This window comes from Maricaulis maris (assembly GCF_049116555.1).
GTDB lineage: Bacteria > Pseudomonadota > Alphaproteobacteria > Caulobacterales > Maricaulaceae > Maricaulis > Maricaulis maris_C.
The window spans coordinates 924,232-948,479 of the sequence record NZ_JAGDYT010000001.1; the positions used below are offsets into that span (position 1 = coordinate 924,232).

Here is a 24,248-nt window from a genome sequence, read left to right on the forward strand (position 1 = left end):
ATCAGGGCGAGCGGGACTGGAATTGCCAGTTTGTCGAGCCGGATTGCCTCAAATCGGTCAATGCACCGGCAGGAGGAGTGCCGGAATCAGGCGGTGCCGCCGACGCCTTTTTCCTTGAAATAGGCCTGCAGCTCGCCGGTCTCGAACATCTCCTTGATGATGTCACATCCACCGACAAACTCGCCCTTCACATAGAGTTGGGGAATGGTCGGCCAGTTCGAGAAGTCCTTGATGCCTTGGCGGACACCGTCATCCTCGAGCACGTTGACGCTTTCGAAATCAACCTGGAGATGGTCGAGAACGCGTGCGACGACAGAGGAGAAGCCACACTGCGGGAAGACCGGTGTGCCCTTCATGAAAAGCACGACGTCATTGGCGTCGATGGTCGACTTGATGCTGTCCTGGGCGGTCGTGGACATGGCGGAACTCCTCGGATTGATCCTCGCCGATAGCTAAGGCGTCGGCTCGCCCGCTTCAAGAGCGGCAACCAGTGATGCATTGGCTGCAAGGTGGGCCGGGCGTGTGGTGAGACAGACTGCGCTGTCGCAGAAAGGCTGCGCCAGCGCCCAACGCAGCGCCTCGCTCGCCGGCGGTCCGGCCTCGGCAGGCGGATCGCGGCGCAGGCGGCGCTTTATCTGGCGCGCCAGATACCACACATCCCCGCGCGATGCGGGCGGTCCGGAGGGGCGCCTGGCGCCAGCCATGGTCTCGATCCCGATCACGGAGAGCCCAGAGCTGCGTGCGCGCTCGAGACGCGCGATCTGGGACGGTTCGAGGCTCTGATTGACTGGCGCCATCAAGGCGTCGAACACACCGAGCGAGATCGCCCGGTCCAACTCGGCGCCGCGGCCGCAAACACCGAGATGGCGGATCATGCCGCGCTCGCGAAAGGCATCCAGCCGTCGCAGCAGCTTGTCCGTCATCTCGTCAGCGGCTGGCCCGTGAAGCAGAAGCAGGTCGACATGGTCGCGCTGCAGGCGTTTCAGCGAGTCCCGGAGCGACATTTCGACCGCGCCGGCGGAGAAATCCCGATAGCCGCCCGGATGTATGCCGGCCTTCGTCGCCACGAAGGCCGACCGGCGGGGCAGGCGTTTGAGGGCTGCCCCGAGCCGGCGCTCGGCCTCGCCCCTGCCGTAGGCGGGACCGGTATCGAAGAAGGTGACACCCTGGTCGACGGCCTGGTGGATCAGGCGCGTTGTCGCGCCGCGTCCGGCGCCCAGTCCGGCGTGCGGGCCAGTTACCCCGAAGCCCAGTCGCGAGAAGCTGTCGGTCTCGATCATCAGTCAGGCGTTCGCGTTTCCAGGGCGAGGGCGTGCAATTCACCGCCCATTTTCTCGCCCAGGGCGGCATAGACCATCTGGTGCTGGGCCACGCGCAGTTTGCCGCGGAAGCTCTCGGCCGTAACCACGGCCTTCCAGTGATCATTGTCACCGGCCAGATCGGTCATCTCGATCTCGGCGTCCGGGATACCGGACTTGATCAGGGCGACGATGTCGTCGGCGGGCATGGGCATGGCATTTCCTTGTTGCGACTTCAGGCCTGGCGGTGTCACGGCGGATCACGCTCCACGCGCGTGAGCGTGACCTCATGTGTCGGGCCGTGCACTATCCCGATGGTTCGTGACAGCCCATATCAGCGTCAAGCTAGTCGTGACCGCTGCAAGGGAAAAGACCATGACCGCCTCGAGCACTGCCAAAATACGCTTCCGGCCCCTGTTCGGCTTGGTCGGTCTGATGCTGGCCCTTCTGCTACCGGCCGGCGCAGCGCAGGCCGGCGAACAATATCTCGACCGCGACAGGCGACCGGTCGGTGGGTATGACATCGTCAGCTATCACACCGCAGACAGGCCCTTGGACGGTCTCGATACCATCACCGCGGACCATAATGGTGTCACCTGGTATTTCGCCACCGAGGCCAATCGCGCGATCTTCCTTGCCGATCCGGAGCGCTATGTTCCGGCCTATGACGGGCATTGCGCCTACGCGCTGGCCAATGATCGCAAGGTGCGATCCGATCCGCTCGCCTATCGGGTGGTGGATGGTGTGCTCTACATGAATTTCTCGCCCTCCATCCAGGAGCGCTGGGAGCGCGATATTCCGGGTTATCTGGAGCACTCCGAAGCGAACTGGCCGGACCATGAGGACGCCCCGGCTGCCCGGCCCAGTCGCTGGTTCTGATTGTTACGGAAAATTCGGTGGGGTTGGTTGATCCTGCATGCGACACTCGGCGCGGTTTGTTTTTTCGAGGGGTCTTCCATGCGCGCCATTCTGGCTACTACTGCAATTTCACTGGCCATTCTCGCGACGGGCTGTGCCGCACTCCAGCCTGGCGCGATGGAATCGAGCGCCGCCGAGCAGGCAGCCTGGACGCTGGACCGGAGCCAGTTACTCACGGATCTGCAAGTGCTTGCAGCCGATGACATGGAGGGCCGGGCGGTCGCAACCGACGGCAATGCGCGGGCCCGGGCCTATATCATCGCGCGCCTCGAGGCGATGGGCGCAGAGCCGGTCGATGGCGATTACGAGCACGCGTTCAGCTTCGAATCGCGCCGGACCGGCGAGAAGATGGACGGGATCAATATCCTCGCCCGGATTGGCGGCAGCAGCGATAGCGACCGCACCATGGTGGTGACGGCTCATTATGACCATGTGGGCATGCGTGACGGCCAGATCTGGAACGGTGCCGATGACAATGCATCCGGCGTTGCCTCCGTGCTCGCTGTCGCCGAAATGTTCCTGGCCGAGCCGCCCGAGCATGATGTGATCATTGCCCTGGTCGATGCCGAGGAAAATGGTCTTCAGGGCGCGCGCGCCTTTGTCGAGAACCCGCCAATCCCGGCCGAGGACATTACCTTCAATCTGAATATGGATATGGTCGCCATGTCGACCGATCGCATCCTTTGGGCCGTCGGGACCTATCACTATCCCTTCCTCACGCCGATCGTCGACGATGTCGCGGAACGGGCCAGCGTCGCCATGCCAATGGGGTATGACGAGCCGACCGAAGAGCCCGGTGGTGACTGGACCAATCTCACCGATAGCGGGGCCTTCCACGCTGCCGGAATCCCCTTCATCTATCTGGGTGTCGATTTCCATCCGCATTACCACCAGCCGACGGATACCTACGAGAACATGACGCTGGACTTCTTCCAGGATGCAGCCGCAGCGGTCGCGGATTTCGCGCGTGTTTCGGACCAAAGGCTCGACATGATCGGTGAGGCGTCAGGGCGCTAGCGCCCCGACGATCGCTCATTCGGCAGCGAGGCGCCGTGCCTTGGACGTCTGCGGTCCCATGAAAATTGTCCGCCAGATAGCGAAACTCTCTGCCCACATCTTGCGGTCATTGGCCTGATCAACCGTCTGTCGCAATTGACGGACATAGCTGCCCAGGCCGGCCGCGTAGGTGCGGCACTGGCTGCAATCGAGATTGGGATTGCCGCACTTCTGGGTGCTGACCGCCCGGTCGATCTGGTGGTGCCGGTGCCAGCCATCCGCCCGGAATGAGCAGTCCGTCGCGATGCCGTTCTCATCGAGCTCATACGGCGCCGGTGTCCGGCCGATCCAGCGATCATAGGGGAGCGAGTAGACCACGGTCGCGGGGAAGTCCGCACACACGCCGGCCAGCACGTCGTGACTGTGGGCGAGGGCGTCCTCATCCAGAATGAGATTGTCCTCGGCCGTCGAAAAGCGGAAATATTCAGTCCGAGATTTGTCGGTCGCATTCAACCGGTCCAGATAATCACTGGTCGGGCTGTAATAATTGAAGCTGATCTGGACCCCGGCGTCGCGGCAGCGTCGGACCATCGGGCGGATCTCCTCGATATTCTGCGCATTCACCGTGAAGATGAAAAGCGCGCGGGGATCGCCCTCATAATTGCGGAACGCCTTGTTATTGACGCTGGCCCCGCGAACGCGATCAGCCGTGTCATCATCGCCCCAGAGAGAAACGTGGATTCGGTAGGGGATATCGGCGGGAATGCGCCGCGTGCCATTGGTGAAGACCATGCCCCAGGGGATGCCGGCTGCCGCGGCGCGAATCCGGTCCGGGTGGAGCGAGGGTTCTGCTCCGGCCAGAAAGGCGTAGTTGACGCCGCGCTGGCCTTCGGCGCGGAAAAAGGACTGCCAGTCGGACAGCCCGCCGGTTTCCGGTTGGATGTTGGATGCCTCACCGGAAAAGTAGAAGCAGCCTTCACAGCGAAGATTGCAGGTGGAGGCGAGGTCATAGCCCGAACTGCGCAACTGGCTGCCCAGCCTAAGAAGGCGCAACAATTCACGCCGTTTGGCGTGATCTGACCTCTGCGAAGCGAAGGCCGGGATCGGCTCGGCGCTGCCAGCGGCGCTCGAGCCGGGCGGCTTTGAGCCAGTCTGGCCCGGGCGGGTCGGACATACGGAAACAGGGGGGAATTTCGACATGTCGCTTCAGGCCGGGCACGGGCGCGCGCGGAAACTGATGACGTTTTCCAGCACTTTGAGGATGATGTTGTGGCGCGTTTCATCATGCGTGGGATGCAGGGAGACGGTCGGAAACCCGGCCAGCAATTGGGCATGCGCCCGATCGAGCGCCATGCTGTCGCAATAATGCATGTCGATGCTTGGACAGGGGCCGTGGCGCTGCAGGCACGCGCTGACGGGTGCCGTGAAATCATCAGCGCCTGCGAGGCGCACGGCGTGATTGGCGATCATTGGAACACGATCATCACCGAGCGCGGCGAGATCCTCTGGGCGGCACAGGGTTCCGCCAGACAGGACGGCAATCCGGTCGACATCCAATGCGAGGCCATAGCGTAGACTGGCATATCCGCCGCCTGATGTGCCGATGACCAGCACTTCCTCGCCCGGTTTGCGGGCGATCAACGGACGCAGGGCCTTCACGGTCTCCCGGGCGGTTGCGGCCAGCGAGCCGATGCCGCAGGTGAAGGCGCGACGACTACTGTCGCGCAGGAAGATGCTGCGGTAGCCGGCATTCGCCAGAAGACGGTCGAAAACCGAGATCGGCACACCGCTCACCCGCTCGGCAAGGCCGGTGAAGACCAAAGCGATCTTGTGGCAGTCGCCGGCCTCGGAGACCAGGACTTCACCCGTGTCGTCACCCAGTGTGGCACGGCTCGGTTTCGGCGCCCGGGCGAGACTTCGCAGCATCCGCAGGACTTCCCGGCGGCGCGCGCGCGAGAAGCGGGACAGGCTGCTGACCGGGATCGCCTCGACCTCGCGTGCGGCTTGTCGAAAATCACCATCAAGAGCCGATTGAAGGGCCTCGGCCAGCTCTTCCATTGTGCGGCGTGAGGGACGTTCGGCGCGGGGCTGATTGGCCTTCTGGTAGACCGCGCTGGCCCAGTCGTGTGCCAGCTTCGTCGCCCCGGTCGATTGCCTGGCGAGCAGCGTCTCAAACGGCTCAAACGCAATGCCGGACCTGGTCGCCTGGCGCAATTGAGCGCAGACGGCGCGGAAGCTGTCCGTGTCCGGCTGGGACAGAACCACGCCGTGCAGGAGGCGGATCAGGGTCGGGTCATCCTCCGGCAGGGTCAATTGCTGCGCCAGAAGCGGCAGGAAGGATGGATCGCCCGGCCGTAACTGCGAGAAGTGCGACATCGCAAGCAGCGCTCCGACCACATCACGCGTTTTCAGGCGCGCGATGGCGATCCGGATCCACGGGCATTCAGCAACCGGTAGACCGAAATCGGTGTTGGGTGCCACGAGACCGGACAGGCGCGACCAATCACCGGCTGCGTAGCAGAACTCGATTTCGAAATGCGTGCGACGAGCGGCGTCCAGCCCGCCATCAACGGCCAGACGTATGCTTGCCATGGCACAGGGGAGATGGCCGACATGGAGGTGGCTCAGTGCATCGTAGTATAGGGCAATCGGGCCTTCCATGCCGGGTGGGCACGGATTGCCTGCGTCATCCGGTTTGTGGAGATCGCTTGCATTCGATACTACCAAGACTCACCCCTAAAATCGGAACACCCTTAAATAGTGCGCCAATTCCAGGTAGTAAATCAAGTCGGAGCGGCTTTTGGTCGTGCGCCTTGACCTATTCGGCGGCTTCGGCCAGCTGATCCATCAGGCCCGGCATCCAGCCTTCCCAGGCCGCCCGCAGACGGTCCAGCTCCAGCGGGTGGGCACCATTGACGGTGACCGCCTTGCCGCCGGCGAGGCCGACCACATGGACCGGGATGTCATCGGCCTTGGCGTCCTGCAGGATAGCGATCGCGTCTTCCTTGGCAGCGGCCAGGAGGTAACGCCCCTGGTCTTCGCCAAAGAGATAGCCATGCATGGGCACATTGCCTTCATGGGCCAGCTTGATTCCCATATCGGAGGCGAGCGCCATGTCGGCCGCCGCACAGGCAAGGCCGCCATCGGAGAGGTCGTGACAGGCTGACAGGCGTCCGGCGCGGATCTGGCCCCGTACGAAATCGCCATTGGCTTTTTCGACATCCAGATCGACCAGCGGCGCGCCGCCATCTTCTCGGCCCTCGACGACTTTGAGATAGACCGAGGCACCCAGCGCGCCCTCGGTCTCGCCGACGACCAGCAGGATATCGCCTTCGCGCATGCCACCGAAATGGGCGCGCTGGTCCATGTCCGGGATCAGGCCGACACCGCCAATGGCCGGCGTCGGCGGAATGGCGACGCCATTGGTCTCATTGTAGAGGCTGACATTGCCGGACACGACCGGGAAGTCGAGCTTGGCACAGGCCTCGGCCATGCCGTCGATACAGCCGACGAACTGGCCCATGATTTCTTCCCGCTCGGGATTGCCGAAGTTCAGGCAGTCGGTGATGGCGATCGGATCGGCACCGGTGGCGGTCAGATTGCGCCAGGCTTCTGCGACCGCCTGCTTGCCGCCCTCGAACGGGTTGGCAAAGCAATAGCGCGGCGTGCAATCGGTGGTGATGGCCAGCGCCTTCTTCGTCCCGTGCACGCGGACAATGGCGGCATCCGACGGATCTTCCGAGGAAGCCGCCGTGTCGGCCATGACGTGGCGGTCATACTGTTTCCAGATCCACGCCTTGGACGCCATGTCCGGGCTCGACATGACCTTCAGCAGGATCTCGCCCATATGATCGGGTTGGGCGACGTCCTTGGCATTGAGCTGGGCGCGCACTTCCGGCGCGAAATAGGGGCGCTCGTATTTCGGCGCGTCATCGGCCAGCGGGGCGACCGGGATGTCGCAAACGGTCTCGCCCTTGTGGGTCAGCACCATGCGACCGGTATCCGTGGTCTCGCCGATCACGGCGACGTCCAATTCCCACTTCTTGAAGATCTCGTAGGTGACGTCCTCTCGGCCCGGCTTCATGATGACCAGCATCCGCTCCTGGCTTTCCGAGAGCATCATCTCATAGGTCGTCATGTTGGTTTCGCGCTGGGGCACCTTGTCCATGTCGAGCGCGATGCCGATCCCGCCCTTGTCGGCCATCTCGACCGAGGAGGAGGTCAGCCCGGCCGCGCCCATGTCCTGGATGGCGGCGATGGCGTCGGTCGCCATCAGCTCGAGGCAGGCCTCGATCAGCTTCTTCTCGGTGAAGGGGTCGCCAACCTGGACGGTGGGACGCTTTTCCTCGGAGGCATCATCGAATTCGGCCGAGGCCATGGTCGCGCCATGAATGCCGTCGCGGCCGGTTTTGGAGCCGACATAAACGATCGGCTGGCCCGGCTCGGCGCCGCGGGCATAGAAGATGTTGTCAGCGTCCGCGAGGCCCACGGCCATCGCATTGACCAGGATATTGCCGTTATAGCCGGCGTGGAAATTGGTCTCGCCGCCCACGGTCGGCACGCCGACGCAATTGCCATAGCCGCCAATGCCGGCGACCACGCCGGAGACCAGATGCGTGGTCTTCTTGTGTTCGGGCGCCCCAAAGCGCAGCGCATTCATCAGCGCTACCGGGCGCGCACCCATGGTGAAGACATCGCGCAGGATGCCGCCGACCCCGGTCGCTGCACCCTGATAGGGCTCGATGAAGGAGGGGTGGTTGTGGCTTTCCATCTTGAAGATGCAAGCCTGGCCATCGCCGATATCGATCACGCCGGCATTCTCGCCAGGGCCCTGGATCACCTTCTCGCCGGAGGTCGGCAGACGGCCCAGATGCGCGCGCGAGGATTTGTAGGAACAGTGCTCGGACCACATGACCGAGAAAATCCCCAGCTCCACAAGGTTCGGCGCCCGGCCCAGACGGTCCAGGATGACGGCATATTCGGCGTCATTGATACCGTGTTCCTTGACGATCTCGGCGGTGATGCCTTCGGCGTATTGGGTCATGGGTTCAGTCCGCAAAAGTGAAGCGGAGAGCGCGCTGCTCTCGGAAAAGAAGGGCCGTTTCCAGCGCAGTTTGCGCGTCTTCCGACCCGGAAGCGAGTGCGAGTTGAGCTCGGGCGAGATCAACTGAGTGGATGGCCAGCAACATGCTTGCCTGTGTTGTCACATTCGGGATGAGGAGATGTTGCGTCTCCCAATCCAGAGTTTCATCTGACCGGGTTGCCGATTGGATGCGATCCAGTCCTTCCGCAACCGTACTTGCTTGAATGCCGTCATACCAAGCACGGCAATCGGCCTCGACAGTGTCGATGGATCCGGCTTGGCACTGAAAGGCGATGTAAGGCTGCGATGTTGAGACGTCATAGAAAACCGCGGTGACAGATCCAAACGCGGATTCGCGATCATCAATGATCACCCGTTCTTCAATTCCGTCGCCATCGATATCAAACATTGCTGCGTCGAGCATTTCCGCGCGGATCTCTGGGGTCGTCCGGTGTCCCGGTCCCGGCATGGTAACCGAGTAGACACCGTCGTCTGAGTTGCTGTTGACGAGCAGGCACGGATCGCAGTCGATGGGTGACAGCGACATCAAGGCGCGAAGCGCAAGACTCGAGAACGCCACCAGAAGCATCAAGCGCTCCCCAGCAGGCTCTCAAACAGCGCCAGACCATCCGTGCCGCCATGGCCGGCGTCCACGGCGCGTTCGGGGTGGGGCATCATGCCCATGACATTGCCCTGCTCGTTTGTGATGCCGGCGATGTCGCGGGCCGAGCCATTGGGGTTTTTGCCATAGCGGAACACCACCTGGCCTTCGCCCTCGATACGGTCGAGCGTGTCGGAGTCGGCGAAGTAATTGCCGTCATGATGGGCGATCGGGACCAGAAGCTGGGCCCCGGCCTCATAGCGGGAGGTGAATTGCGTGTTGGCGTTCTCGACCGTTAGTGGCGCTTTCTCGCAGACGAATTTCAGGCCGGCATTGCGCATGAGCGCGCCGGGCAGAAGCCCGCTTTCGGTCAGGATCTGGAAGCCGTTGCACACGCCCAGCACAGGCGCGCCGGTGGCGGCATGGGCGACGATGGCCGGCATGATCGACGAGCGCGAGGCCATCGAGCCACAGCGCAGATAGTCGCCATAGGAAAACCCGCCCGGCACCATCACGAACTGGGTGCCCTCGGGCAGTTCGCTCTCCTGGTGCCAGACCATGGCCGGTTTTTGGCCCGTGACCTTTTCAATCGCGTCGTGGGCGTCACGATCACAATTGGAGCCCGGGAAGACGATGACGGCGGATTTCATGATGCCGGCCTCTCCTAAACCAGTTCGATCGAGTAGCTCTCGATCACCGGGTTGGAGAGGAGTTTGGCGCACATCTCGTCGACGCGTTTGCGGGCCGCCTCGGCGTCATCGCCGGTCAGGTCCAGCTCGATCAGCTTGCCCTGGCGGACGGCTTCGACCTCGTCATAACCCATATTGTGCAGGGCGCCGGCAACGGCCGCTCCCTGAGGGTCCAGAACGCCGGGTTTCAGATAGACGTGGATTTTCGCTTTCACGGGCTCGACTCGCTTGTGCTGGTCACGACATTTCGCCCCTGCATAAAGCGGAGTCGGCGTCGGCGCAATTCGCGCGACGTGGTGATTCAGCAGGGCAGGGATGCACGGGGTGTTTTCTTCCCCACGACGTGGGGAAGCGGGCCGACGCGCAGCACCGGGGCGATGGGGCCGAGCGTGAGCGAGGAGGCGTGTGGAATTCCGTCTGCGGCGGCCCCTCCGTCTCGCCGCTGGCGCGGCGCCCAATGTCCATACAAAAAAGGGACGCGCCAGCGGCTGCGTCCCTTTTCTTCTGTCCGACGGGAAGACCTACTTCGTCGTGTCGCCCTTGCCGACATCGCCATTGGCGGCGCCCTGGCCGCTTTCCTTCATGATGCCGAGACGGCGGGCGACTTCTGCATAAGCTTCGGTGACATTGCCCATGTCGCGGCGGAAGCGGTCCTTGTCCATCTTCTCATTGGTCTCGAGATCCCAAAGACGGCAGCTGTCGGGGCTGATCTCGTCAGCCAGTACCGTGCGCACCATGTCGCCCTCGTAGTGGCGACCGAATTCCAACTTGAAATCAATCAGGCGGATGCCGGCGCCGGTGAAAAGACCGCTCAGGAAGTCGTTGACCCGCAGGGTCATCGCCATCATGTCATCGATCTCCTGATGGGTCGCCCAGTTGAAGGCCGTGATGTGCTCTTCGGAGATCATCGGATCGCCGAGTTCGTCTTTCTTGTAATAGAATTCGACGATGGAGCGCGGCAATTGCTCGCCTTCCGGCACGCCGAGACGGGTGCTGATCGAACCGGCAGCGACATTGCGGCAGACCACTTCCAGCGGAATGATCTCGACCTGGCGCACGAGTTGCTCGCGCATGTTCAGGCGTTTGAGGAAATGGGTGGGAATGCCGATCCGGCCGAGACCGACCATGATGTGCTCGGATATCCGGTTATTGAGCACACCCTTGCCTTCCAGCGTTGCCTTCTTCTCATTGTTGAAGGCAGTCGCATCGTCCTTGAAATACTGAACGATCGTGCCCGGCTCGGGACCCTCATAGAGAATCTTGGCCTTGCCTTCATAAATCATCTTGCGGCGGGACATGGGCAGCGCTCCAGCGGCGGACCCGGCAGCCCTTGCAGGTGCCCGGCCATGGAAAAGCACGACGCGGTCCGAATCGAAGTCCGGACCGCGTATCGAGGGCTGAAATTATCCTTGCGGGCCCCTTCGCGCAATCTCTTGTCGCGGTGCGGCATCCTGCCTGTGTGAGCTTCAGCGTGGAGATTGATTTGGCGCGGCGGCCAAGCTACTCAACGGGGCAACGCAACCGTCCAATCGGACCGTCTTCAAGGAGAGACCCATGTCGGGCATCGACGATCGCGAAAAAGGCTTCGAGAACAAGTTCGCCCACGATCAGGAGATCGAATTCAAGGCCAACGCCCGCCGCAACAAGCTGGTCGGCCTGTGGGCTGCCGAGCTGATGGATCTGGATGGTCCGGATGCCGAGGCCTATGCCAAATCGGTCATCGTCGCCGACTTCGAGGAAGCGGGCGATGATGACGTCTTCCGCAAGCTGCGTGGTGATCTCGACGCCAAGGGTGTGGAGTTGTCCGATCACCTGCTGCGCAAGCAGATGGACGATCTTCTGATTACTGCCCGTGAGCAGATCCAGTCGGAAGGCTGATCGGCCGCGATCAATATGGTTGAGAAAAGCCCCGGCCTGGCCGGGGCTTTTTTGTTGCCTAGGCGCCTTCGGCTTCCAGCCGTTCCACGACCACCAGCCAGCGGTCCAGCGCCTCGCGGATCTGGTCGCGGCCATAATCCATGGTGATCATTTCGAAGACCTGGTTGGTGTCACGGTCGATCAACAGCATGAAGCCGGTCGAGCCGGCCGCTTCATCGTAGATCGGCAGTAAACCCTCCATCTCCGCCATTTCGCGCAGCCCGCCCCGGCGACCGAGTGTGAAATCGAATTTGACCCAGTCGATGTCGGCGGCCTCATACTCCTCGCGGACATCGTCGATGCGCGGCTCGATCACGCGGCAGGCCGAACACCAGGAGGAGCGGAACAGGGCGGCGACGAGGCGCGGCTCGCCCGCCGGTTCGGTCACTTCGGCCTCGGCGGCACCGTCCCAGCTGGCGCGGAAGAAATTCGGCGCCATGAAGACGGCCATGAGGCCGATAATCACAAGGGAAATACGCATGGATCAGGTCTCTCCGGTCATGTCGGCAGGCAGGGCGAGACCCTCCCTTTCATTGTCCCAGATCATCGAGACAATCTGCCATTTCCCGTTCGCGCCGCGATTGAACAGGAAGGCGTTGATACCGCGCCGTTCGGCCTCGCTGTCGTCCGGGTGGTGGCGGGCGATATAGCTGGACCAGGCTTGGGCGATATTGCCGAAGACTTCGATCCGGTTGACGAGGGCGACTTCGTAAAAATCCATTGTGGCGAGGATCGGACCGGCATTGCGGGCATATTCGTCGGGCGAAAACCCCTGCATCGTCGGCCGTCCGTCATCATCCAGACCGGTGCGCATCTGACGGCTGTCGGGATGAAAGATTTCCGCCTGACGCGACCAGTCGCGCGGTCCGGCCGGACCAGAGACGATCTCATAGCAAAGCGTGATCAGCGCCTCGATCTCGGCCTTGTCGTCAGCGTAAGCGATCTGGCTCATTGCGAGGTCTCCGGCTTGACCAGTCCGGGTATCCCGTCGATCGAGACCGCATTGCTGTCATAGCGGCGCATCGACCAGTCCTCATCGGAGCGATGGGCGTTGACCCGCACCAGCTGGTCGCGTTCGCCGGTGAAATCGTAGAAGGGCACGCCCCAGCCGCAACTGTCCTGAATGCGGTCGATCTTCGCCGTGAACACCGTGCGAGCCTTGGGAAAGTCCGGGAAGAGGGCGAGTTTTTCGGCAAACCCGTCCTCGTCGAACGACACGGCCTCGGCCCGGCCATACAGGCGCAATATGTTGGGCGCGCCTTCAAAGGCGCAGAACATGAAGGTAATGCGGCCATTCTGGCGCACATGGGCCAGCGTCTCGATGCCTGAGCCACCCAGATCGAGATAGGCGACCTCGCTGGGGCCCAGAATGCGGAAACTGTCATAGCCCTTGGGCGACAGGTTTACATGGCCGCCGTCCCCCGACGGGGCCGAGGCCACGAAGAACATTTTCTGCTGCTCGATGAAGGCGCGGATGCGGTCGTCGATATGAGGGTGGGTCTTGGCCATGGGGGCGAATGTAGGCGGTGTCGTTCACAACCGCCATGGGGCAGGGCGCGCGATCACTGCTTTGTCATCCCTGATGCAGGCCCCGCTACTCCCCAAACACCCGCGCGAAAATCGTGTCGACATGCTTCATGTGATAGGCCTCGTCGAAACAGGCCTCGATCTGGGCGTCGCTCATCAGGGCCGTGACGCCCTCATCGGCCTTGAGGTGATCGACCAGCATGCCGCCTTCATCCCAGGTCTTCATGCCATTGCGCTGGACCAGGCGATAACTGTCCTCGCGGGAGGCACCGGCCTGGGTCAGGGCCAGAAGCACGCGCTGGGAATTGTGGATGCCGCCATAGGCCTGCAGGTTTTCCAGGCAGCGATCCTCGTGCACGATCAGCTTTTCGATCATGCCGGCGGTGCGGTGCAGGGCAAAGTCGAGATGGACATTGGCGTCTGGCGCGATGCCGCGCTCGACGGAGGAGTGCGAGATGTCGCGCTCGTGCCACAGGGCGATATTCTCCATCGCCGGCACCACGGCTGAGCGCACCAGGCGGGCCTGGCCGGTCAGGTTCTCGGTCAGGATGGGATTGCGCTTGTGCGGCATGGCCGACGAGCCCTTTTGACCCTTGGAGAAGTATTCCTGTGCCTCGCGCACTTCCGAGCGCTGGAGATGGCGCACTTCCACGGCGATGTTCTCGATCGCCGAGGCGATCAGGCCCAGCACGGCGAAATAATTGGCGTGACGGTCGCGCGGGATGACCTGCGTCGAGACCGGCTCGACGGTGAGGCCCATCTGCTTGGCGACATGTTCTTCCACCGACGGATCGATATTGGCAAACGTGCCGATGGCGCCGGAGATCGCACAGGTGGCGATCTCGTCACGGGCGGCAACCAGGCGGGCCCGATTGCGGTCGAACTCGGCATAGAAGCGCGCGAATTTGAGGCCCATCGTGGTCGGCTCGGCATGGATGCCGTGCGAGCGACCGATACAGGCGGTGAATTTGTGTTCCATGGCGCGCGTCTTCAGCGCCGCCAGCACCCGGTCCATGCCCTCCAGCAGGAGATCGGCCGACTGTTTCATCTGCACGGCGAGGCAGGTGTCCAGCACGTCCGAGGAGGTCAGCCCCTGATGGACGAAGCGGCTCTCTTCGCCGACATGCTCGGCCAGATGGGTGAGGAAGGCGATGACATCATGCTTCACCTCTGCCTCGATTTCATCGATCCGCGCCACGTCGAACTCGACGTCCTTGGCTTTCCAGACCGCCTCGACCGCCGATTGCGGCACCACACCCAGCTCGGCCAGCTTTTCCGTCGCATGTGCCTCGATCAGATACCAGATCTTGTACTTGTTCTGGTCCGACCAGATGGCGGCCATTTGCGGGCGGGTATAGCGAGGGATCATGGCAGGTGCTCCGGGCGTGTCATCGGCAAGCGCGGGGGATGCGATGAAAGCGCGGAGACGTCAAGTGTGGGGGAGGGCGGGATGTCTTGATCGCCCCTCATCCGCCCCTCGGGGGCACCTTCTCCCCAGCCGGGGAGAAGCAGAAAGCAGCACCGCCTCTCCCCAACCGGGGAGAGGAATCAAAGGTGAGGGGCGCGCAGCCATCGCTGCGCTAGAGGGACTTCCGCCTCGCCATTTGGGCGTAGTGCACAGCCTCGCCAATGACTTCCATGACCGCATCCATATCCGTCAGGATGTCATGGTTCCAAAAGCGCAGGACCTGAAAACCCGCCGCTTCCAGCCAGGCGGTGCGGCGGGCGTCATAGGCTTCCTGGTCACCGTGCTGGCCGCCATCGGCTTCAACCACGATGGACAGGTCCTTGCACAGGAAGTCTGCGATGTAGGGACCGACCGGCACTTGTCGTCTGAACTTCGCGCCATGCAAGTGCCGCCCACGCAGCCGCGCCCACAGTCGGGCCTCAGCCGGTGTCTGCTCGCGACGCAATTCCCGGGCGCGCTCTCGGTGCGGGTGGCGCATGGCGCGAAGATACCGCGCATGACGCCGGAATGAGCGTGATTGCCGTCATGCGATGGAAGTTTTTCCTTGCCCCTCATCCGGCCCTCCGGGCCACCTTCTCCCCGGTCGGGGAGAAGGATAGAGCAGCACCGCCTCTCCCCGACCGGGGAGAGGAATCAAAGGTGAGGGGCGCGCAGCGATCGCTGCGCCGCTAAGGACTCCGCCAATCCAAATCCCCATGCCAATCCAGCATCGCCGAGGGATATGTCCCTCACCGCAGGCTCGCCGCCAGCCAGGCTGAGACCCGAAAGGTGGCCATGACATGGATGGCGAGGACGCCCAGCCCGATGATCAGGGTGAGCGGTGATCCATTGCGGCGTTTGCCATCACGGTCCGTCATCATGGGGGACGTGATCTGCCGCTCGATATGAAACAGGGCCATGCCCGCCAGAACAGCGAAAATGCCGGTGCCCGCCGCAACCTGGGCCAGCTTGGCCGGCGTGCCGAGAAGCGCTTCGGTATGTTCGGCAATCTGCCACCCGACCGAACCAAGTGTCACCAAGACTGCCAGGCCGAGCGAAGATCGGGATACGCGCTTGGGGTCAGCCATTATTGTCACCTTAGGGAATGGAGCGGGCGGAGGGACATGTACCTTTGGGACGTGTCCCGGAAAATCAGAATATGCCGTGTCTGGAGAGCGCCCAAGTCTTCAATGGGACACGTACCAGAGGTACATGTCCCTCTGGCTTACATCGCGTCCCAATCCACATCCCCATGCCGGTCCAGCGCTACCGCGCCATCCGGCATCGCGTATTTCAGCCCGGATCCGCAATTGAACAACACGCATTCGGCGTCGCGGGCCAGCAGGCCGTCGCCCATGGCTTTCTCCATCGCGGCCAGCGTCGCGGCGCCTTCCGGGCAGAGCAACAGACCGTCTTCACGGGCGCAGCGGGTCCGGGCGGTCTCAATCGCGGTTTCCGACACGGCCAGTGCGGCACCACCGCTTTGCCGGACAGCGTCCAATATCAGGAAATCACCAATCGCCTTGGGCACGCGGATGCCCATGGCGGCGGTCTTGGCGTCCAGCCATTCCTCGGCGTGTCTCGCGCCGTCCTCGTAAGCCTTGACGATGGGGGCACAGCCTTCCGCCTGGACGGCGTACATTTTCGGGCGCTCGGAGCCGATCCAGCCGAGTTGTTCCATCTCGTCGAAGGCCTTCCACATGCCAATAAGGCCGGTGCCGCCGCCGGTCGGATAGAAGATGGCATCGGGCACCCGCCAGCCGAGCTGGGCAGCGAGTTCGAGGCCCATCGTCTTCTTCCCCTCGATCCGGTAGGGCTCCTTCAGGGTCGAGACATCGAACCAGCCCATCTCCGCTTTTCCGGCGCCGACGAGGGCGCCGCAATGATGGATGAAGCCATTGACCTTGAAGACCTTCGCCCCCTGCAACGCCATCTCGCGCAGATTGGCTTCCGGCGTGTCCTCGGGCGCAAAACACCAGCTCTCCATCCCCATCCGGCTGGCATAGGCCGACAGCGCGGCGCCGGCATTGCCATTGGTCGGCATGGCGAGGCGTTTGAGCCCGTATTGATGAGCCATGGCAACGGCGAGGGCGAGGCCGCGCGCCTTGAACGAGCCGGTCGGCAGGCGGCCCTCATCCTTGACCCAGACCTTGCCCGTCGCCCCGGACGCCCTGCCCGTGGCGGGAACATCGATCAACGGCGTGTCGAGTTCACCGAGGGCGCAGACATGAGCCTTGTCGGCGACCGGTAGCAGCTCGCGCCATTTCCAGAACCCGCCGCCGCGCGCCCAGATCGCATCGCGATCGGTTTCCGACTTCAACGTCCCAAGGTCATAGCGTGCCAGCAGCGGCTTGCCGGCCTCGGACAGATTGTGGGGCTGGTCAGCCGCATAGCGCTCGCCGGTTTCCGAACACTCCAGATGGGTGAAGTAGTTGGCGGGGGCTTGCGTCATGGAGAGGCTCGTTTGTGGCGAAATGAAAAGGACTTAGCCGAAGACTTGGCCCCAGGCGGCGGCAATGGCAAGGCCGATCCGGTCCAACGACCAGTCCCGCGTATCCACTGGCTGCCCGGCGAGCCAGGTGCCGCGCACCGCGACCGGCGCGTCGGCGTCGATGGCGGCAACCGGGTCGGTATCAAACCAGGTCAGATCGGCGCGCTTGCCGACCTCGATGGAGCCGATCTCGTCAGCGAGACCCAATTGCCGGGCGGCATTGCGGGTCATCAGGGTAAGGGCGGTTTCCGCATCGATTGTCTCGCCCAGCGTGTCGCCGGTCAGCGTGCGGCGGTGGACGGGCAGGGCCATCACACGCACGGCATCAATCTCGCTGGCCGGGTGATCGCCATGGATCGTCACAACCGCGCCCTGCCGGACTGCTTCGGCAATCGGCATGTAGCGCGCGGCGCGTTCCTGTCCGAACAAGTCCTCCAGCCGGTGACCATAATTGCCGATATGGTCCGGGAAGAAGCCCAATGAGACGCCGAGACCATTGGCGCGGGCGATCTGGTCGGGCGTGATCAGGGCGAGATGTTCCAGTCGGTGCCGGACGTCCGGATCGGGTGTGCGCGTTTGCGCGATGTCGATGGCATCGAGCGCCAGATCGATGGCGCGCTCGCCCTGGACGTGAAGCGCCATCTGATAGCCAAAGCCCTGCATCTCGCCGACAAAGCCGATCACGCTGTCGGACGGCCTGGCCAGGGGCGCCAGCCAGTTCGGTGGCAGGCCAAGTGTATCCTGAGTCAGCGGCGTATTGGCGTAGGGCTCGTCGGTCGCAGCGCCGCCAGCAAAGGGAGACCCGTCGAGCCAGAGCTTCATGCCATTCAGGCGGCGCAGGGCGTGGCGGTCATCCGTTTCGTTGAACATGCCCTGCGCGCGACCATACCGGCTCGGGCTTGTGTAAAGAACGGTGTTCAGCGCGGGACGCGTGGCGTGGCTCACCGCGGTGAGAATGCCGAGCGGGTCTTCGGCGCGTCCGACCAGGGACGCGATGCCGATTGTGGTGTAGCCGGCCGCCGCGTACGCATCATAAGTGCCGTCGAGTAGATAGGTCAGGGCCGCGTCCGAAGCCTGCGGAATACCGGCCATGAGCTGACGCACGGCAGTGACTTCCACCACACGCCCGGTCAGCGCGCCGTCGGCGTCGCGCTCGAAAAAACCGTCATGCGGGTCGGGTGTGGCGGGGGAGAGGCCTGCAGCCTCGAGGGCGGCGGAATTGGCGAAGGCCTCATGCATCATCTGGGTCAGGATGACGAGCGGGCGGTCCGGTGAGAGGGCGTCGAGCTCGGCCAGGCTCGGCGGCGTGAGATCGTCCAGCATGACGGCATCCCAGCCAAAGGCGATGGCCCAGGGCGAGGGCCCGCCCGCTTCAACGCCCTCGGCTATGGCGGTCATGATGGCGGCGCGGTCAGAATGGGTGCGGCCAGAGATGTCGATGGCGGTGTTCAACAGCGCGGCGGCGAGCGGGTGGGTGTGCGGTTCGATCAGGCCCGGCGTCAATGTTCCGCCTTCCAGGTCGATGCGGCGCGCGCCGCGCGGTGCGGCCGCCAGAACCTGGTCCAGCCTGCCCACGGCCGCGATCCGTCCGTCCTGCACATAGATCGCCTCCACGATCCCTGCCGCGCTGACCGTGCGGATGGTGCCATTGTGGAAGACCAGCGCGTCCGGCGCGGTCGGCGAGCGCAGGAGCATGGTGGCGATCACGGCGCCAAGGATGGCCAACAGGGCGATGAGGGCGAGGACGAGGCGTATTGGACGAGTCATTCGCCTATTCTAGCAGGCGCCCCCGGACAGACGAGCGCTTGTTGCCGTGGCTGGCTTTCGTGGCCCGGGGCTGGGCCGGGCCGGACTTGCACGCTAGGCTGGCTCCCGGACCAGGGGAGACAGGCATGGCAAATGTGATCGGTGTGGGCGGTATCTTCTTTCAAAGCCCCGACCCGGCGGCGCTGATGGCGTGGTATCAGGACAAGCTGGGCCTCAAGATCAATGATTATGGCGGGGCGGATTTCCTGCATGCCGACAGCGGCAAGGCCTTTCCGCAAGGCGCGCGGACGATCGTCTCCGGTTTCAAGGATGGTACGGATTACTTCAAGCCGTCCGCCAAGCCCTTCATGATCAATCTGATGATCGACGACATGGAGGGGATGCTGGCCCGTCTGAAGGAGAAGGAGGTCCCGCTTGAGGGCGAGCCCCAGGATTTCAGCTATGGCCGCTTTGCCTGGGTGATGGATCCGGACGGCACCAAGATCGAGCTCTGGCAGCCGATCGAACCGGAGGGGTAGCGGCGGCGTCTCGGGAGTTTGTCCCTGACGCGAGGCACAATTTTTCCCGGAGGCGCAGAGCGCGATCCGGGATCCACGTTGGGCTTATCGATGCAGGACGGGCGCAAAGGCTGGGGTCGGGTTCTGTTGCCCCCGGATCTTTGCCCGGATCTTCGCCCGGATCTTCGCCCGGCTTTCGCCGGGCTGCGTTGGGGGGAAATGGGTTAGCCTGGCGAAGGGGAGGGTCTTTTGTGCCTTTCCATTCATTGTTTGCTTGCTGGCTGGCAGGCAAATTATGGATCTCTGCGAGCCGGGGCTCGCTGTCTCACTCAGGCATAATCCGTCATTCAAGCGAAAGACAGGATGACGGGCGGGGGGCAGCCGGTAGCCTACATCAAACCCAGCGTCTTGAAGCTCGCCGTATTCTCCCGCCCGATCACCAGGTGATCATGGACGGCGATTTCAAACGGCTTGCAGATCTCCATCAGCGTGCGGGTCATTTCGATATCGGCCTGGCTGGGTGTGGCGTCGCCGGAGGGGTGATTGTGCACCAGGATGATGGCCGAGGCTTCGTGGGCGAGGGCGGCCTTGACCACTTCGCGCGGATAGACCGGCGCGTGGTCGATCGTGCCTTCGCCCAGCACTTCATCGGCGATCAGCTTGTTCTTGCGGTCGAGGAAGAGCACGCGGAACTGTTCGGTCGTGGCGTGCTGCATGGCTGTGCGGCAATAGGCGACCAGCGCCGACCAGGAGGTGATGACCGGACGTCCGATGGCCTGTTCGCGGGCCAGGCGTTCGGCCAGCGGCTTGATGAGTTTGAGGTCGGCCGCAACGCGCTCGGAGACGCCCTTGATGGCGGTCAGGTCGCGGACATCGGCCCCGGCGACGCCGCCGAGATCCCCGAAGCGGGCGATGAGGTCCTTGGCGATCGGTTTGGTGTCGCGGCGCGGAATGGAGCGAAAGAGGTAAAGTTCCAGCAATTCATAATCGTGAAGTGCCAATCCACCCGCTGAGGTTAGCTTTTCGCGCAGCCGGTCTCGGTGACCCGTATGGGAAGCCGTGCCGGTCATGACTTAGGGGCGGGAATAGGGGGGCTTGTGGAGGCCCTTGGGCGAGGCGGTGAAAATCTCCACGCCGTCTGCGGTGACACCCACGGAATGCTCGAACTGGGCCGACAGCGACTTGTCACGGGTGACGGCCGTCCAGCCATCGGAGAGGACCTTCACATCCGGGCGGCCGAGATTGAGCATCGGCTCGACGGTGAAGAACATGCCTTCCCTCAGCTCCGGGCCTTCGCCGCGCGTGCCAAAGTGCAGCACATTCGGGCTGTCATGGAAGTTCTGGCCCAGGCCATGACCGCAAAAATCGCGGACGATGGAGCAGCGACGTTCTTCAGCATATTCCTGGATGATGGCGCCGATCGTGCCCAGGGTGACGCCCGGCTTGATGGCATGGATGCCGGCCATCATGGCTTCATAGGTCGTGTCGACGAGAAGCTCGGCCTTCCGGCGTGGCTCACCGATCGTGTACATGCGGCTGGTATCGCCATGCCAGCCATCGACCACGACGGTCACGTCGATATTGACGATATCGCCATTCTTCAGCGGCTTGGGGCCGGGAATGCCGTGGCAGACGACGTGATTGATCGAGGTGCACAGGGAGTGACGATAACCGCGATAGAAGAGCGTCGCCGGAACCGAGCCATTATCGAAGGCGAACTCACGTGCCAGCTTGTCCAGATAGGCCGTCGTATTGCCGGGGCGGGCATGCTCGACCAGCATGTCGAGAATCTCCGCGGCCAAGCGGCCGGCCTTGCGCATGCCGGCGAAGGCTTCCGGGCCATGCAGTTTGATGCGGCCATCGCGCGGGCTGGACGTGTCGTTTTCCGTCACGGTCTCGTAGGCAGTGGTCAAGTTATCGCTCCCTTTGCCCCTGCTTATAAACAGAGCGCGCGCCGTTTGGAACGGCGCGCGCCTGCATTTCTCAGCCGGGCGCGAAGCCCGTCCGACAAGGCCTATTCGGCATCGCCACCGAAGAGGTTGCCGAAGAAGCTGTCATCATTCCAGGCCGGCCGCACGTCGCTATCGGCGATCTCGCGGGCGATCAGATAGTTGATATTGGCAAATTTGGCGCCCTGTTCGAACAGGACTTCCAGCTCGCCATCCAGCTGATCGGTCTGACGGTGATAATGCGTGGTGAGGAAGCCCATGAAGCCTTCGCCCTCATCCCAGCGCGGATCCGGCGAGGAGAAGCCGGTCATCAGGAAGAGCGACGGCACGCCTTCCCGCACGAAGTTGTAGTGGTCCGAACGCACGAAGAGCGACTGCTCCGGCAGCGGATCCTCGGACACGGCAATGTCCATCCGGGCAGCCGCACGCGTGGCGATCGGGCCGAGATTGGAGTGGTTGGACCCGAAGGCGATCACATCGGCGAAATCATAGACGATGACCGGCATGTCGAGATTGACATTGGCCACCATCTGCTCGGCCGGGACGGTTGGATTGCGGGCGAAATGCTCGGAACCCAGCAGACCCTTTTCCTCGGCCGTCAGGGCGACGAAGAGTACCGAGCGGCGCGGCGCGCCTTGGGCGAGGAAAGTGCGAGCCGTTTCCAGCATGATCGAAATGCCCGAGGCGTTGTCGACCGCACCATTGCAGATCTCGTCGCTGTCATCGGTCGTATTGCACGAGCCGCCGGCGCGCATGTTCTCGGTAACCGAGCCGATATGATCGAGGTGAGCGGTGAGAACCAGGTATTCATCAGCCACAGCGGGATCAGTGCCGCGGATCATGCCGACCACATTCGGGGAGTCGAAGGGCTCGGACAGGGTGCGCTGGCGCAGCGTCACCGTGTGCGGCAGTTCAAAGCGCGGATAGCTCGGCTCTTCAGCGCTCATCGCGGCCCGGACATCTTCCAGGCTCATCTCGGCATCCTCGAAAAGGCGGGCGCCGAGCTCGGCGCTGACATTGGCCGAGGCGGTGACACTGTCATAGCCGGATGGACCGGTTGCCGAAGTCAGGCGAACTGCCGGGCGGCTGCCGAAACCATTGGTGAAGCCGGTCAGCTGCTCCGGCGTCCAGCTGGTCACCGAGATCATGCCGATCGCGCCGTGGGCGGCGGCGACATTGCGCTTGGTGGTGCCGGAATTGTGGTGAGCGCGCTCTTCCGAGAGGCCTTCAAAGACATTTTCGGGAACGCCGCCGAGGACGACGACAATCTTGCCGTCGACATCGAGGTCGGCATAGTCGTCATGGCCGCGATTGGCCGCCGACACACCGTGGCCGACAAAGACCAGCTCGCCGGTGATTTCCGCTTCCAGAACACTGGGATTGGAGGAGATATAGGCGCCGGTCCCGTGCTCGAACACTTCGCCATCCAGCGTCAGCTGGTTGTACGCGGCATCCGGGCGCACTTCGTGCAGCGGGACCTGAGCGAAATAACCGCCATTATCGCCAGCCGGCTCAAGGCCGAGCAGGCGCATTTGCGAGGCCACATAATTGGCGGCGATCTCGTAACCCGGCGTGCCCGGATCGCGCCCGTTCAGGTAATCCGAGGCGAGGAAGCGGATATGGGCTTCGATATTGACCTCGCTGACATCCGGCATGAAGCCGGCTTCAGCGGTGTCAACTGCAGCGCTGTCGGTGTCGTTGGCGGCCGTGCAGGCGGCGAGTGCCAGACCGGCCAGGGCCGGAATGAGATACTTCATGTAAAAGCCTCCCCCAAAGAGGTGTTGGTGTTGGGCCGGACTATAGGGGGGCAGAAGTGTCGTACAACGTCGATGGTTCGTTAATTTTCAGTCACAAGCGCCGCCGCCACAGAGGGCAGAACGGAGTAGTGATTTGAAAAGATTGGCGTCATGCGCGCCGGGCGTCCCGTGGAGAGTTGGAAGCAGACCACTTTGGTCAGGGCGCGAAATACAGTGACGCCATCGCTGACCCGTCGGAATTGATAGCGGCGCTCGGCGCGCAGGCGCTGGTCGGACCGGGTGATCCAGACCGCGCAGTCGATTTCGTCGCCTACATGAACATGGCCGAGATAGTCCGCTTCGGTACGGATGATAGCGATGCCGCGATCCTCCGCCGCGCAGGCCTCCATCGAATAATCCTCTCCCTTGGAGAACCAGTGCGTCCAGGCGGCTTCGTCGGCCCATTCCAGATAGCGGGCATTATTGGCGTGCCCGAAACTGTCGATATCGCGCTCGCTCACCGTGATGCGGTGGACATAGGCGTCCGGCAGATCCCAGCCATTCCAGTCATCGCTCATCGTCACAGCTCCACGCGCATGGGTCGGGTAATGGTCACCGATTTTGCGGTTACCTCACAGGCATAGGCCAGGACCTCGACGCCGGCCGCGGCGCTCTCACGCAGGGTGCGGGCATAGACCGGGTCGATGTCTTCCGCCGGGCGCAAAATCTCGCAATCACTGCGCTGGACGATGAAAAGCTGCACCGCCCGCTCGCCAGAAGCGACCTGGCCCGCCAGCTCAACGAGATGCTTGGCGCCGCGTGCGGTCACACCGTCGGGGAATTCGGCAATGCCGGGGCCGCGCTGCCAGTGGACATTCTTGACCTCGACCCAGCAAGGCGGTCGCCCCTCGCTCTCCAGCAGGAGGTCGATGCGGGAATTCTCACCATATTTCACCTCGCGGCGCAGGCTGTCATAGCCTGCCAGCTCCGCGATCACGCCGGCCCTGACCGCCTCCTCGGCGAGGGCATTGGCGAGATTGGGCAGGGCGCCGATCAGCGTGCCCTCGGCCTCGACCAGCTCCCAGGTGAATTTCAGTTTGCGCTTGGGATTGTCCGAGCGCGACAACCAGACTGGCAGTCCCGGGTCCTTGATGCCCGTCATCGCTCCGGTATTGGCGCAATGCGCGGTCACGAGCGCGCCGTCCGCCAGTTCGACATCGGCGAAGAAGCGCTTGTAGCGCTTCACCAGTCGGCCAGGGATGAGTTCGGTCGGAAACTGCATGGCTTGGACTTCCTTCTGGTGCCACCTATACCCGTTTGCAGGCACGACTT

27 protein-coding genes are annotated in these 24,248 nt (G+C 63.1%); 4 read left to right on the forward strand and 23 right to left on the reverse strand.

Going from position 1 to position 24,248, the window contains the following annotated elements; translation table 11 throughout:
• Window positions 1-86: 86 nt before the first annotated feature.
• Genes grxD through JXQ94_RS04465 form a run of 3 tightly spaced genes read right to left on the reverse strand, consistent with a single transcriptional unit; the run spans window position 87 to window position 1,513 of the window.
• A complete protein-coding gene (grxD, locus tag JXQ94_RS04455) occupies window positions 87-419 on the reverse strand; it encodes a Grx4 family monothiol glutaredoxin (protein WP_421922598.1) in 333 nt (110 codons plus the stop codon).
• 33 nt (window positions 420-452) lie between these two features.
• Window positions 453-1,280 (reverse strand): aldo/keto reductase, encoded by an 828-nt coding sequence (locus tag JXQ94_RS04460; protein WP_421922599.1) that lies wholly within the window; start codon window positions 1,278-1,280, stop codon window positions 453-455.
• Complete coding sequence (locus JXQ94_RS04465; RefSeq protein ID WP_421922600.1) at window positions 1,280-1,513, reverse strand: BolA family protein; 234 nt, start codon at window positions 1,511-1,513, stop codon at window positions 1,280-1,282. Before JXQ94_RS04465 ends, JXQ94_RS04460 begins: the two co-directional genes overlap by 1 nt.
• A gap of 160 nt (window positions 1,514-1,673) precedes the next feature.
• On the opposite strand from JXQ94_RS04465, the gene JXQ94_RS04470 reads away from it, so the two are divergent.
• Entirely contained in the window at window positions 1,674-2,177 is a 504-nt protein-coding gene (locus JXQ94_RS04470; RefSeq protein ID WP_421922601.1) for a YHS domain-containing (seleno)protein, read from the forward strand.
• A gap of 78 nt (window positions 2,178-2,255) precedes the next feature.
• Window positions 2,256-3,233 (forward strand): M20/M25/M40 family metallo-hydrolase, encoded by a 978-nt coding sequence (locus JXQ94_RS04475; protein WP_421922602.1) that lies wholly within the window; start codon window positions 2,256-2,258, stop codon window positions 3,231-3,233.
• A 15-nt stretch (window positions 3,234-3,248) separates the two neighbouring features.
• Here the strand turns inward: JXQ94_RS04475 and JXQ94_RS04480 are convergent, their stop codons facing one another.
• The 7 genes from JXQ94_RS04480 to purC form a co-directional block, all read right to left on the reverse strand.
• Window positions 3,249-4,265: a radical SAM protein gene (locus JXQ94_RS04480; protein WP_421922603.1), complete on the reverse strand. Its 1,017-nt coding sequence runs from the start codon at window positions 4,263-4,265 to the stop codon at window positions 3,249-3,251.
• A gap of 153 nt (window positions 4,266-4,418) precedes the next feature.
• Window positions 4,419-5,804 carry a hypothetical protein gene (locus JXQ94_RS04485; RefSeq protein ID WP_421922604.1) on the reverse strand — a complete coding sequence of 462 codons (1,386 nt, stop codon included), beginning with the start codon at window positions 5,802-5,804 and terminating at the stop codon, window positions 4,419-4,421.
• A 226-nt stretch (window positions 5,805-6,030) separates the two neighbouring features.
• Window positions 6,031-8,256, reverse strand: coding sequence for a phosphoribosylformylglycinamidine synthase subunit PurL (gene purL, locus JXQ94_RS04490; RefSeq protein WP_421922605.1), 2,226 nt, complete (start codon window positions 8,254-8,256; stop codon window positions 6,031-6,033).
• A gap of 4 nt (window positions 8,257-8,260) precedes the next feature.
• Complete coding sequence (locus tag JXQ94_RS04495; RefSeq protein ID WP_421922606.1) at window positions 8,261-8,884, reverse strand: hypothetical protein; 624 nt, start codon at window positions 8,882-8,884, stop codon at window positions 8,261-8,263.
• Entirely contained in the window at window positions 8,884-9,546 is a 663-nt protein-coding gene (gene purQ, locus JXQ94_RS04500) for a phosphoribosylformylglycinamidine synthase subunit PurQ (RefSeq protein WP_421922607.1), read from the reverse strand. Before purQ ends, JXQ94_RS04495 begins: the two co-directional genes overlap by 1 nt.
• Window positions 9,547-9,560: 14 nt before the next feature.
• Window positions 9,561-9,800 carry a phosphoribosylformylglycinamidine synthase subunit PurS gene (gene purS / locus JXQ94_RS04505; RefSeq protein WP_421922608.1) on the reverse strand — a complete coding sequence of 80 codons (240 nt, stop codon included), beginning with the start codon at window positions 9,798-9,800 and terminating at the stop codon, window positions 9,561-9,563.
• Window positions 9,801-10,106: 306 nt separating this feature from the next.
• Window positions 10,107-10,883, reverse strand: coding sequence for a phosphoribosylaminoimidazolesuccinocarboxamide synthase (purC, locus tag JXQ94_RS04510; protein ID WP_421922609.1), 777 nt, complete (start codon window positions 10,881-10,883; stop codon window positions 10,107-10,109).
• 256 nt (window positions 10,884-11,139) lie between these two features.
• Here purC and JXQ94_RS04515 point away from each other — a divergent pair, with 256 nt between their 5' ends.
• Entirely contained in the window at window positions 11,140-11,463 is a 324-nt protein-coding gene (locus JXQ94_RS04515; RefSeq protein ID WP_421922610.1) for a DUF1476 domain-containing protein, read from the forward strand.
• A 58-nt stretch (window positions 11,464-11,521) separates the two neighbouring features.
• On the opposite strand, the gene JXQ94_RS04520 is transcribed toward JXQ94_RS04515, so the two are convergent.
• The 8 genes from JXQ94_RS04520 to JXQ94_RS04555 form a co-directional block, all read right to left on the reverse strand.
• Window positions 11,522-11,983, reverse strand: a complete 462-nt coding sequence (locus JXQ94_RS04520) for a hypothetical protein (protein WP_421922611.1) — start codon at window positions 11,981-11,983, stop codon at window positions 11,522-11,524.
• Window positions 11,984-11,986: 3 nt separating this feature from the next.
• A complete protein-coding gene (locus JXQ94_RS04525) occupies window positions 11,987-12,454 on the reverse strand; it encodes a hypothetical protein (RefSeq protein WP_421922612.1) in 468 nt (155 codons plus the stop codon).
• Complete coding sequence (locus JXQ94_RS04530) at window positions 12,451-13,011, reverse strand: pyridoxamine 5'-phosphate oxidase family protein (protein ID WP_421922613.1); 561 nt, start codon at window positions 13,009-13,011, stop codon at window positions 12,451-12,453. Before JXQ94_RS04530 ends, JXQ94_RS04525 begins: the two co-directional genes overlap by 4 nt.
• 85 nt (window positions 13,012-13,096) lie before the next feature.
• Window positions 13,097-14,398, reverse strand: a complete 1,302-nt coding sequence (gene purB, locus JXQ94_RS04535; RefSeq protein ID WP_421922614.1) for an adenylosuccinate lyase — start codon at window positions 14,396-14,398, stop codon at window positions 13,097-13,099.
• Between the two features lie 211 nt (window positions 14,399-14,609).
• The gene (locus JXQ94_RS04540; protein WP_421922615.1) at window positions 14,610-14,975 is read right to left on the reverse strand and encodes an endonuclease domain-containing protein; all 366 of its coding nucleotides are present in this window, start codon (window positions 14,973-14,975) and stop codon (window positions 14,610-14,612) included.
• Between the two features lie 250 nt (window positions 14,976-15,225).
• Window positions 15,226-15,564 (reverse strand): hypothetical protein, encoded by a 339-nt coding sequence (locus JXQ94_RS04545; RefSeq protein ID WP_421922616.1) that lies wholly within the window; start codon window positions 15,562-15,564, stop codon window positions 15,226-15,228.
• A gap of 137 nt (window positions 15,565-15,701) precedes the next feature.
• Window positions 15,702-16,928, reverse strand: a complete 1,227-nt coding sequence (locus JXQ94_RS04550; RefSeq protein ID WP_421922617.1) for a threonine synthase — start codon at window positions 16,926-16,928, stop codon at window positions 15,702-15,704.
• Window positions 16,929-16,961: 33 nt separating this feature from the next.
• A complete protein-coding gene (locus tag JXQ94_RS04555) occupies window positions 16,962-18,734 on the reverse strand; it encodes an amidohydrolase (RefSeq protein ID WP_421922618.1) in 1,773 nt (590 codons plus the stop codon).
• Between the two features lie 125 nt (window positions 18,735-18,859).
• On the opposite strand from JXQ94_RS04555, the gene JXQ94_RS04560 reads away from it, so the two are divergent.
• Window positions 18,860-19,252, forward strand: coding sequence for a VOC family protein (locus JXQ94_RS04560; RefSeq protein WP_421922619.1), 393 nt, complete (start codon window positions 18,860-18,862; stop codon window positions 19,250-19,252).
• A 368-nt stretch (window positions 19,253-19,620) separates the two neighbouring features.
• Here JXQ94_RS04560 and radC read toward each other — a convergent pair whose 3' ends face one another.
• The 5 genes from radC to sfsA all read right to left on the reverse strand — a co-directional run bounded on the left by radC (window position 19,621) and on the right by sfsA (window position 24,198).
• The gene (gene radC, locus JXQ94_RS04565; protein WP_295695611.1) at window positions 19,621-20,301 is read right to left on the reverse strand and encodes a RadC family protein; all 681 of its coding nucleotides are present in this window, start codon (window positions 20,299-20,301) and stop codon (window positions 19,621-19,623) included.
• A 3-nt stretch (window positions 20,302-20,304) separates the two neighbouring features.
• Window positions 20,305-21,144 (reverse strand): type I methionyl aminopeptidase, encoded by an 840-nt coding sequence (gene map / locus JXQ94_RS04570; RefSeq protein ID WP_421922620.1) that lies wholly within the window; start codon window positions 21,142-21,144, stop codon window positions 20,305-20,307.
• A gap of 101 nt (window positions 21,145-21,245) precedes the next feature.
• Window positions 21,246-22,937: a M28 family metallopeptidase gene (locus JXQ94_RS04575; RefSeq protein WP_421922621.1), complete on the reverse strand. Its 1,692-nt coding sequence runs from the start codon at window positions 22,935-22,937 to the stop codon at window positions 21,246-21,248.
• Between the two features lie 80 nt (window positions 22,938-23,017).
• Window positions 23,018-23,494 carry an acyl-CoA thioesterase gene (locus tag JXQ94_RS04580; RefSeq protein ID WP_421922622.1) on the reverse strand — a complete coding sequence of 159 codons (477 nt, stop codon included), beginning with the start codon at window positions 23,492-23,494 and terminating at the stop codon, window positions 23,018-23,020.
• A 2-nt stretch (window positions 23,495-23,496) separates the two neighbouring features.
• Window positions 23,497-24,198, reverse strand: a complete 702-nt coding sequence (sfsA, locus tag JXQ94_RS04585) for a DNA/RNA nuclease SfsA (RefSeq protein WP_421922623.1) — start codon at window positions 24,196-24,198, stop codon at window positions 23,497-23,499.
• Window positions 24,199-24,248 lie beyond the last annotated feature (50 nt).

Bases quoted from the DNA above. Each gene is read 5' to 3' on its own strand.
- grxD (WP_421922598.1), bottom strand. From the start codon at position 419: ATGTCCACGACCGCCCAGGACAGCATCAAGTCGACCATCGACGCCAAT.
- JXQ94_RS04460 (WP_421922599.1), bottom strand. From the start codon at position 1,280: ATGATCGAGACCGACAGCTTCTCGCGACTGGGCTTCGGGGTAACTGGC.
- JXQ94_RS04465 (WP_421922600.1), bottom strand. From the start codon at position 1,513: ATGCCCATGCCCGCCGACGACATCGTCGCCCTGATCAAGTCCGGTATC.
- JXQ94_RS04470 (WP_421922601.1), top strand. From the start codon at position 1,674: ATGACCGCCTCGAGCACTGCCAAAATACGCTTCCGGCCCCTGTTCGGC.
- JXQ94_RS04475 (WP_421922602.1), top strand. From the start codon at position 2,256: ATGCGCGCCATTCTGGCTACTACTGCAATTTCACTGGCCATTCTCGCG.
- JXQ94_RS04485 (WP_421922604.1), bottom strand. From the start codon at position 5,804: ATGGCAAGCATACGTCTGGCCGTTGATGGCGGGCTGGACGCCGCTCGT.
- purL (WP_421922605.1), bottom strand. From the start codon at position 8,256: ATGACCCAATACGCCGAAGGCATCACCGCCGAGATCGTCAAGGAACAC.
- JXQ94_RS04495 (WP_421922606.1), bottom strand. From the start codon at position 8,884: ATGCTTCTGGTGGCGTTCTCGAGTCTTGCGCTTCGCGCCTTGATGTCG.
- purQ (WP_421922607.1), bottom strand. From the start codon at position 9,546: ATGAAATCCGCCGTCATCGTCTTCCCGGGCTCCAATTGTGATCGTGAC.
- purC (WP_421922609.1), bottom strand. From the start codon at position 10,883: ATGTCCCGCCGCAAGATGATTTATGAAGGCAAGGCCAAGATTCTCTAT.
- JXQ94_RS04515 (WP_421922610.1), top strand. From the start codon at position 11,140: ATGTCGGGCATCGACGATCGCGAAAAAGGCTTCGAGAACAAGTTCGCC.
- JXQ94_RS04520 (WP_421922611.1), bottom strand. From the start codon at position 11,983: ATGCGTATTTCCCTTGTGATTATCGGCCTCATGGCCGTCTTCATGGCG.
- JXQ94_RS04525 (WP_421922612.1), bottom strand. From the start codon at position 12,454: ATGAGCCAGATCGCTTACGCTGACGACAAGGCCGAGATCGAGGCGCTG.
- JXQ94_RS04530 (WP_421922613.1), bottom strand. From the start codon at position 13,011: ATGGCCAAGACCCACCCTCATATCGACGACCGCATCCGCGCCTTCATC.
- purB (WP_421922614.1), bottom strand. From the start codon at position 14,398: ATGATCCCTCGCTATACCCGCCCGCAAATGGCCGCCATCTGGTCGGAC.
- JXQ94_RS04540 (WP_421922615.1), bottom strand. From the start codon at position 14,975: ATGCGCCACCCGCACCGAGAGCGCGCCCGGGAATTGCGTCGCGAGCAG.
- JXQ94_RS04545 (WP_421922616.1), bottom strand. From the start codon at position 15,564: ATGGCTGACCCCAAGCGCGTATCCCGATCTTCGCTCGGCCTGGCAGTC.
- JXQ94_RS04550 (WP_421922617.1), bottom strand. From the start codon at position 16,928: ATGACGCAAGCCCCCGCCAACTACTTCACCCATCTGGAGTGTTCGGAA.
- JXQ94_RS04555 (WP_421922618.1), bottom strand. From the start codon at position 18,734: ATGACTCGTCCAATACGCCTCGTCCTCGCCCTCATCGCCCTGTTGGCC.
- JXQ94_RS04560 (WP_421922619.1), top strand. From the start codon at position 18,860: ATGGCAAATGTGATCGGTGTGGGCGGTATCTTCTTTCAAAGCCCCGAC.
- radC (WP_295695611.1), bottom strand. From the start codon at position 20,301: ATGACCGGCACGGCTTCCCATACGGGTCACCGAGACCGGCTGCGCGAA.
- JXQ94_RS04575 (WP_421922621.1), bottom strand. From the start codon at position 22,937: ATGAAGTATCTCATTCCGGCCCTGGCCGGTCTGGCACTCGCCGCCTGC.
- JXQ94_RS04580 (WP_421922622.1), bottom strand. From the start codon at position 23,494: ATGAGCGATGACTGGAATGGCTGGGATCTGCCGGACGCCTATGTCCAC.
- sfsA (WP_421922623.1), bottom strand. From the start codon at position 24,198: ATGCAGTTTCCGACCGAACTCATCCCTGGCCGACTGGTGAAGCGCTAC.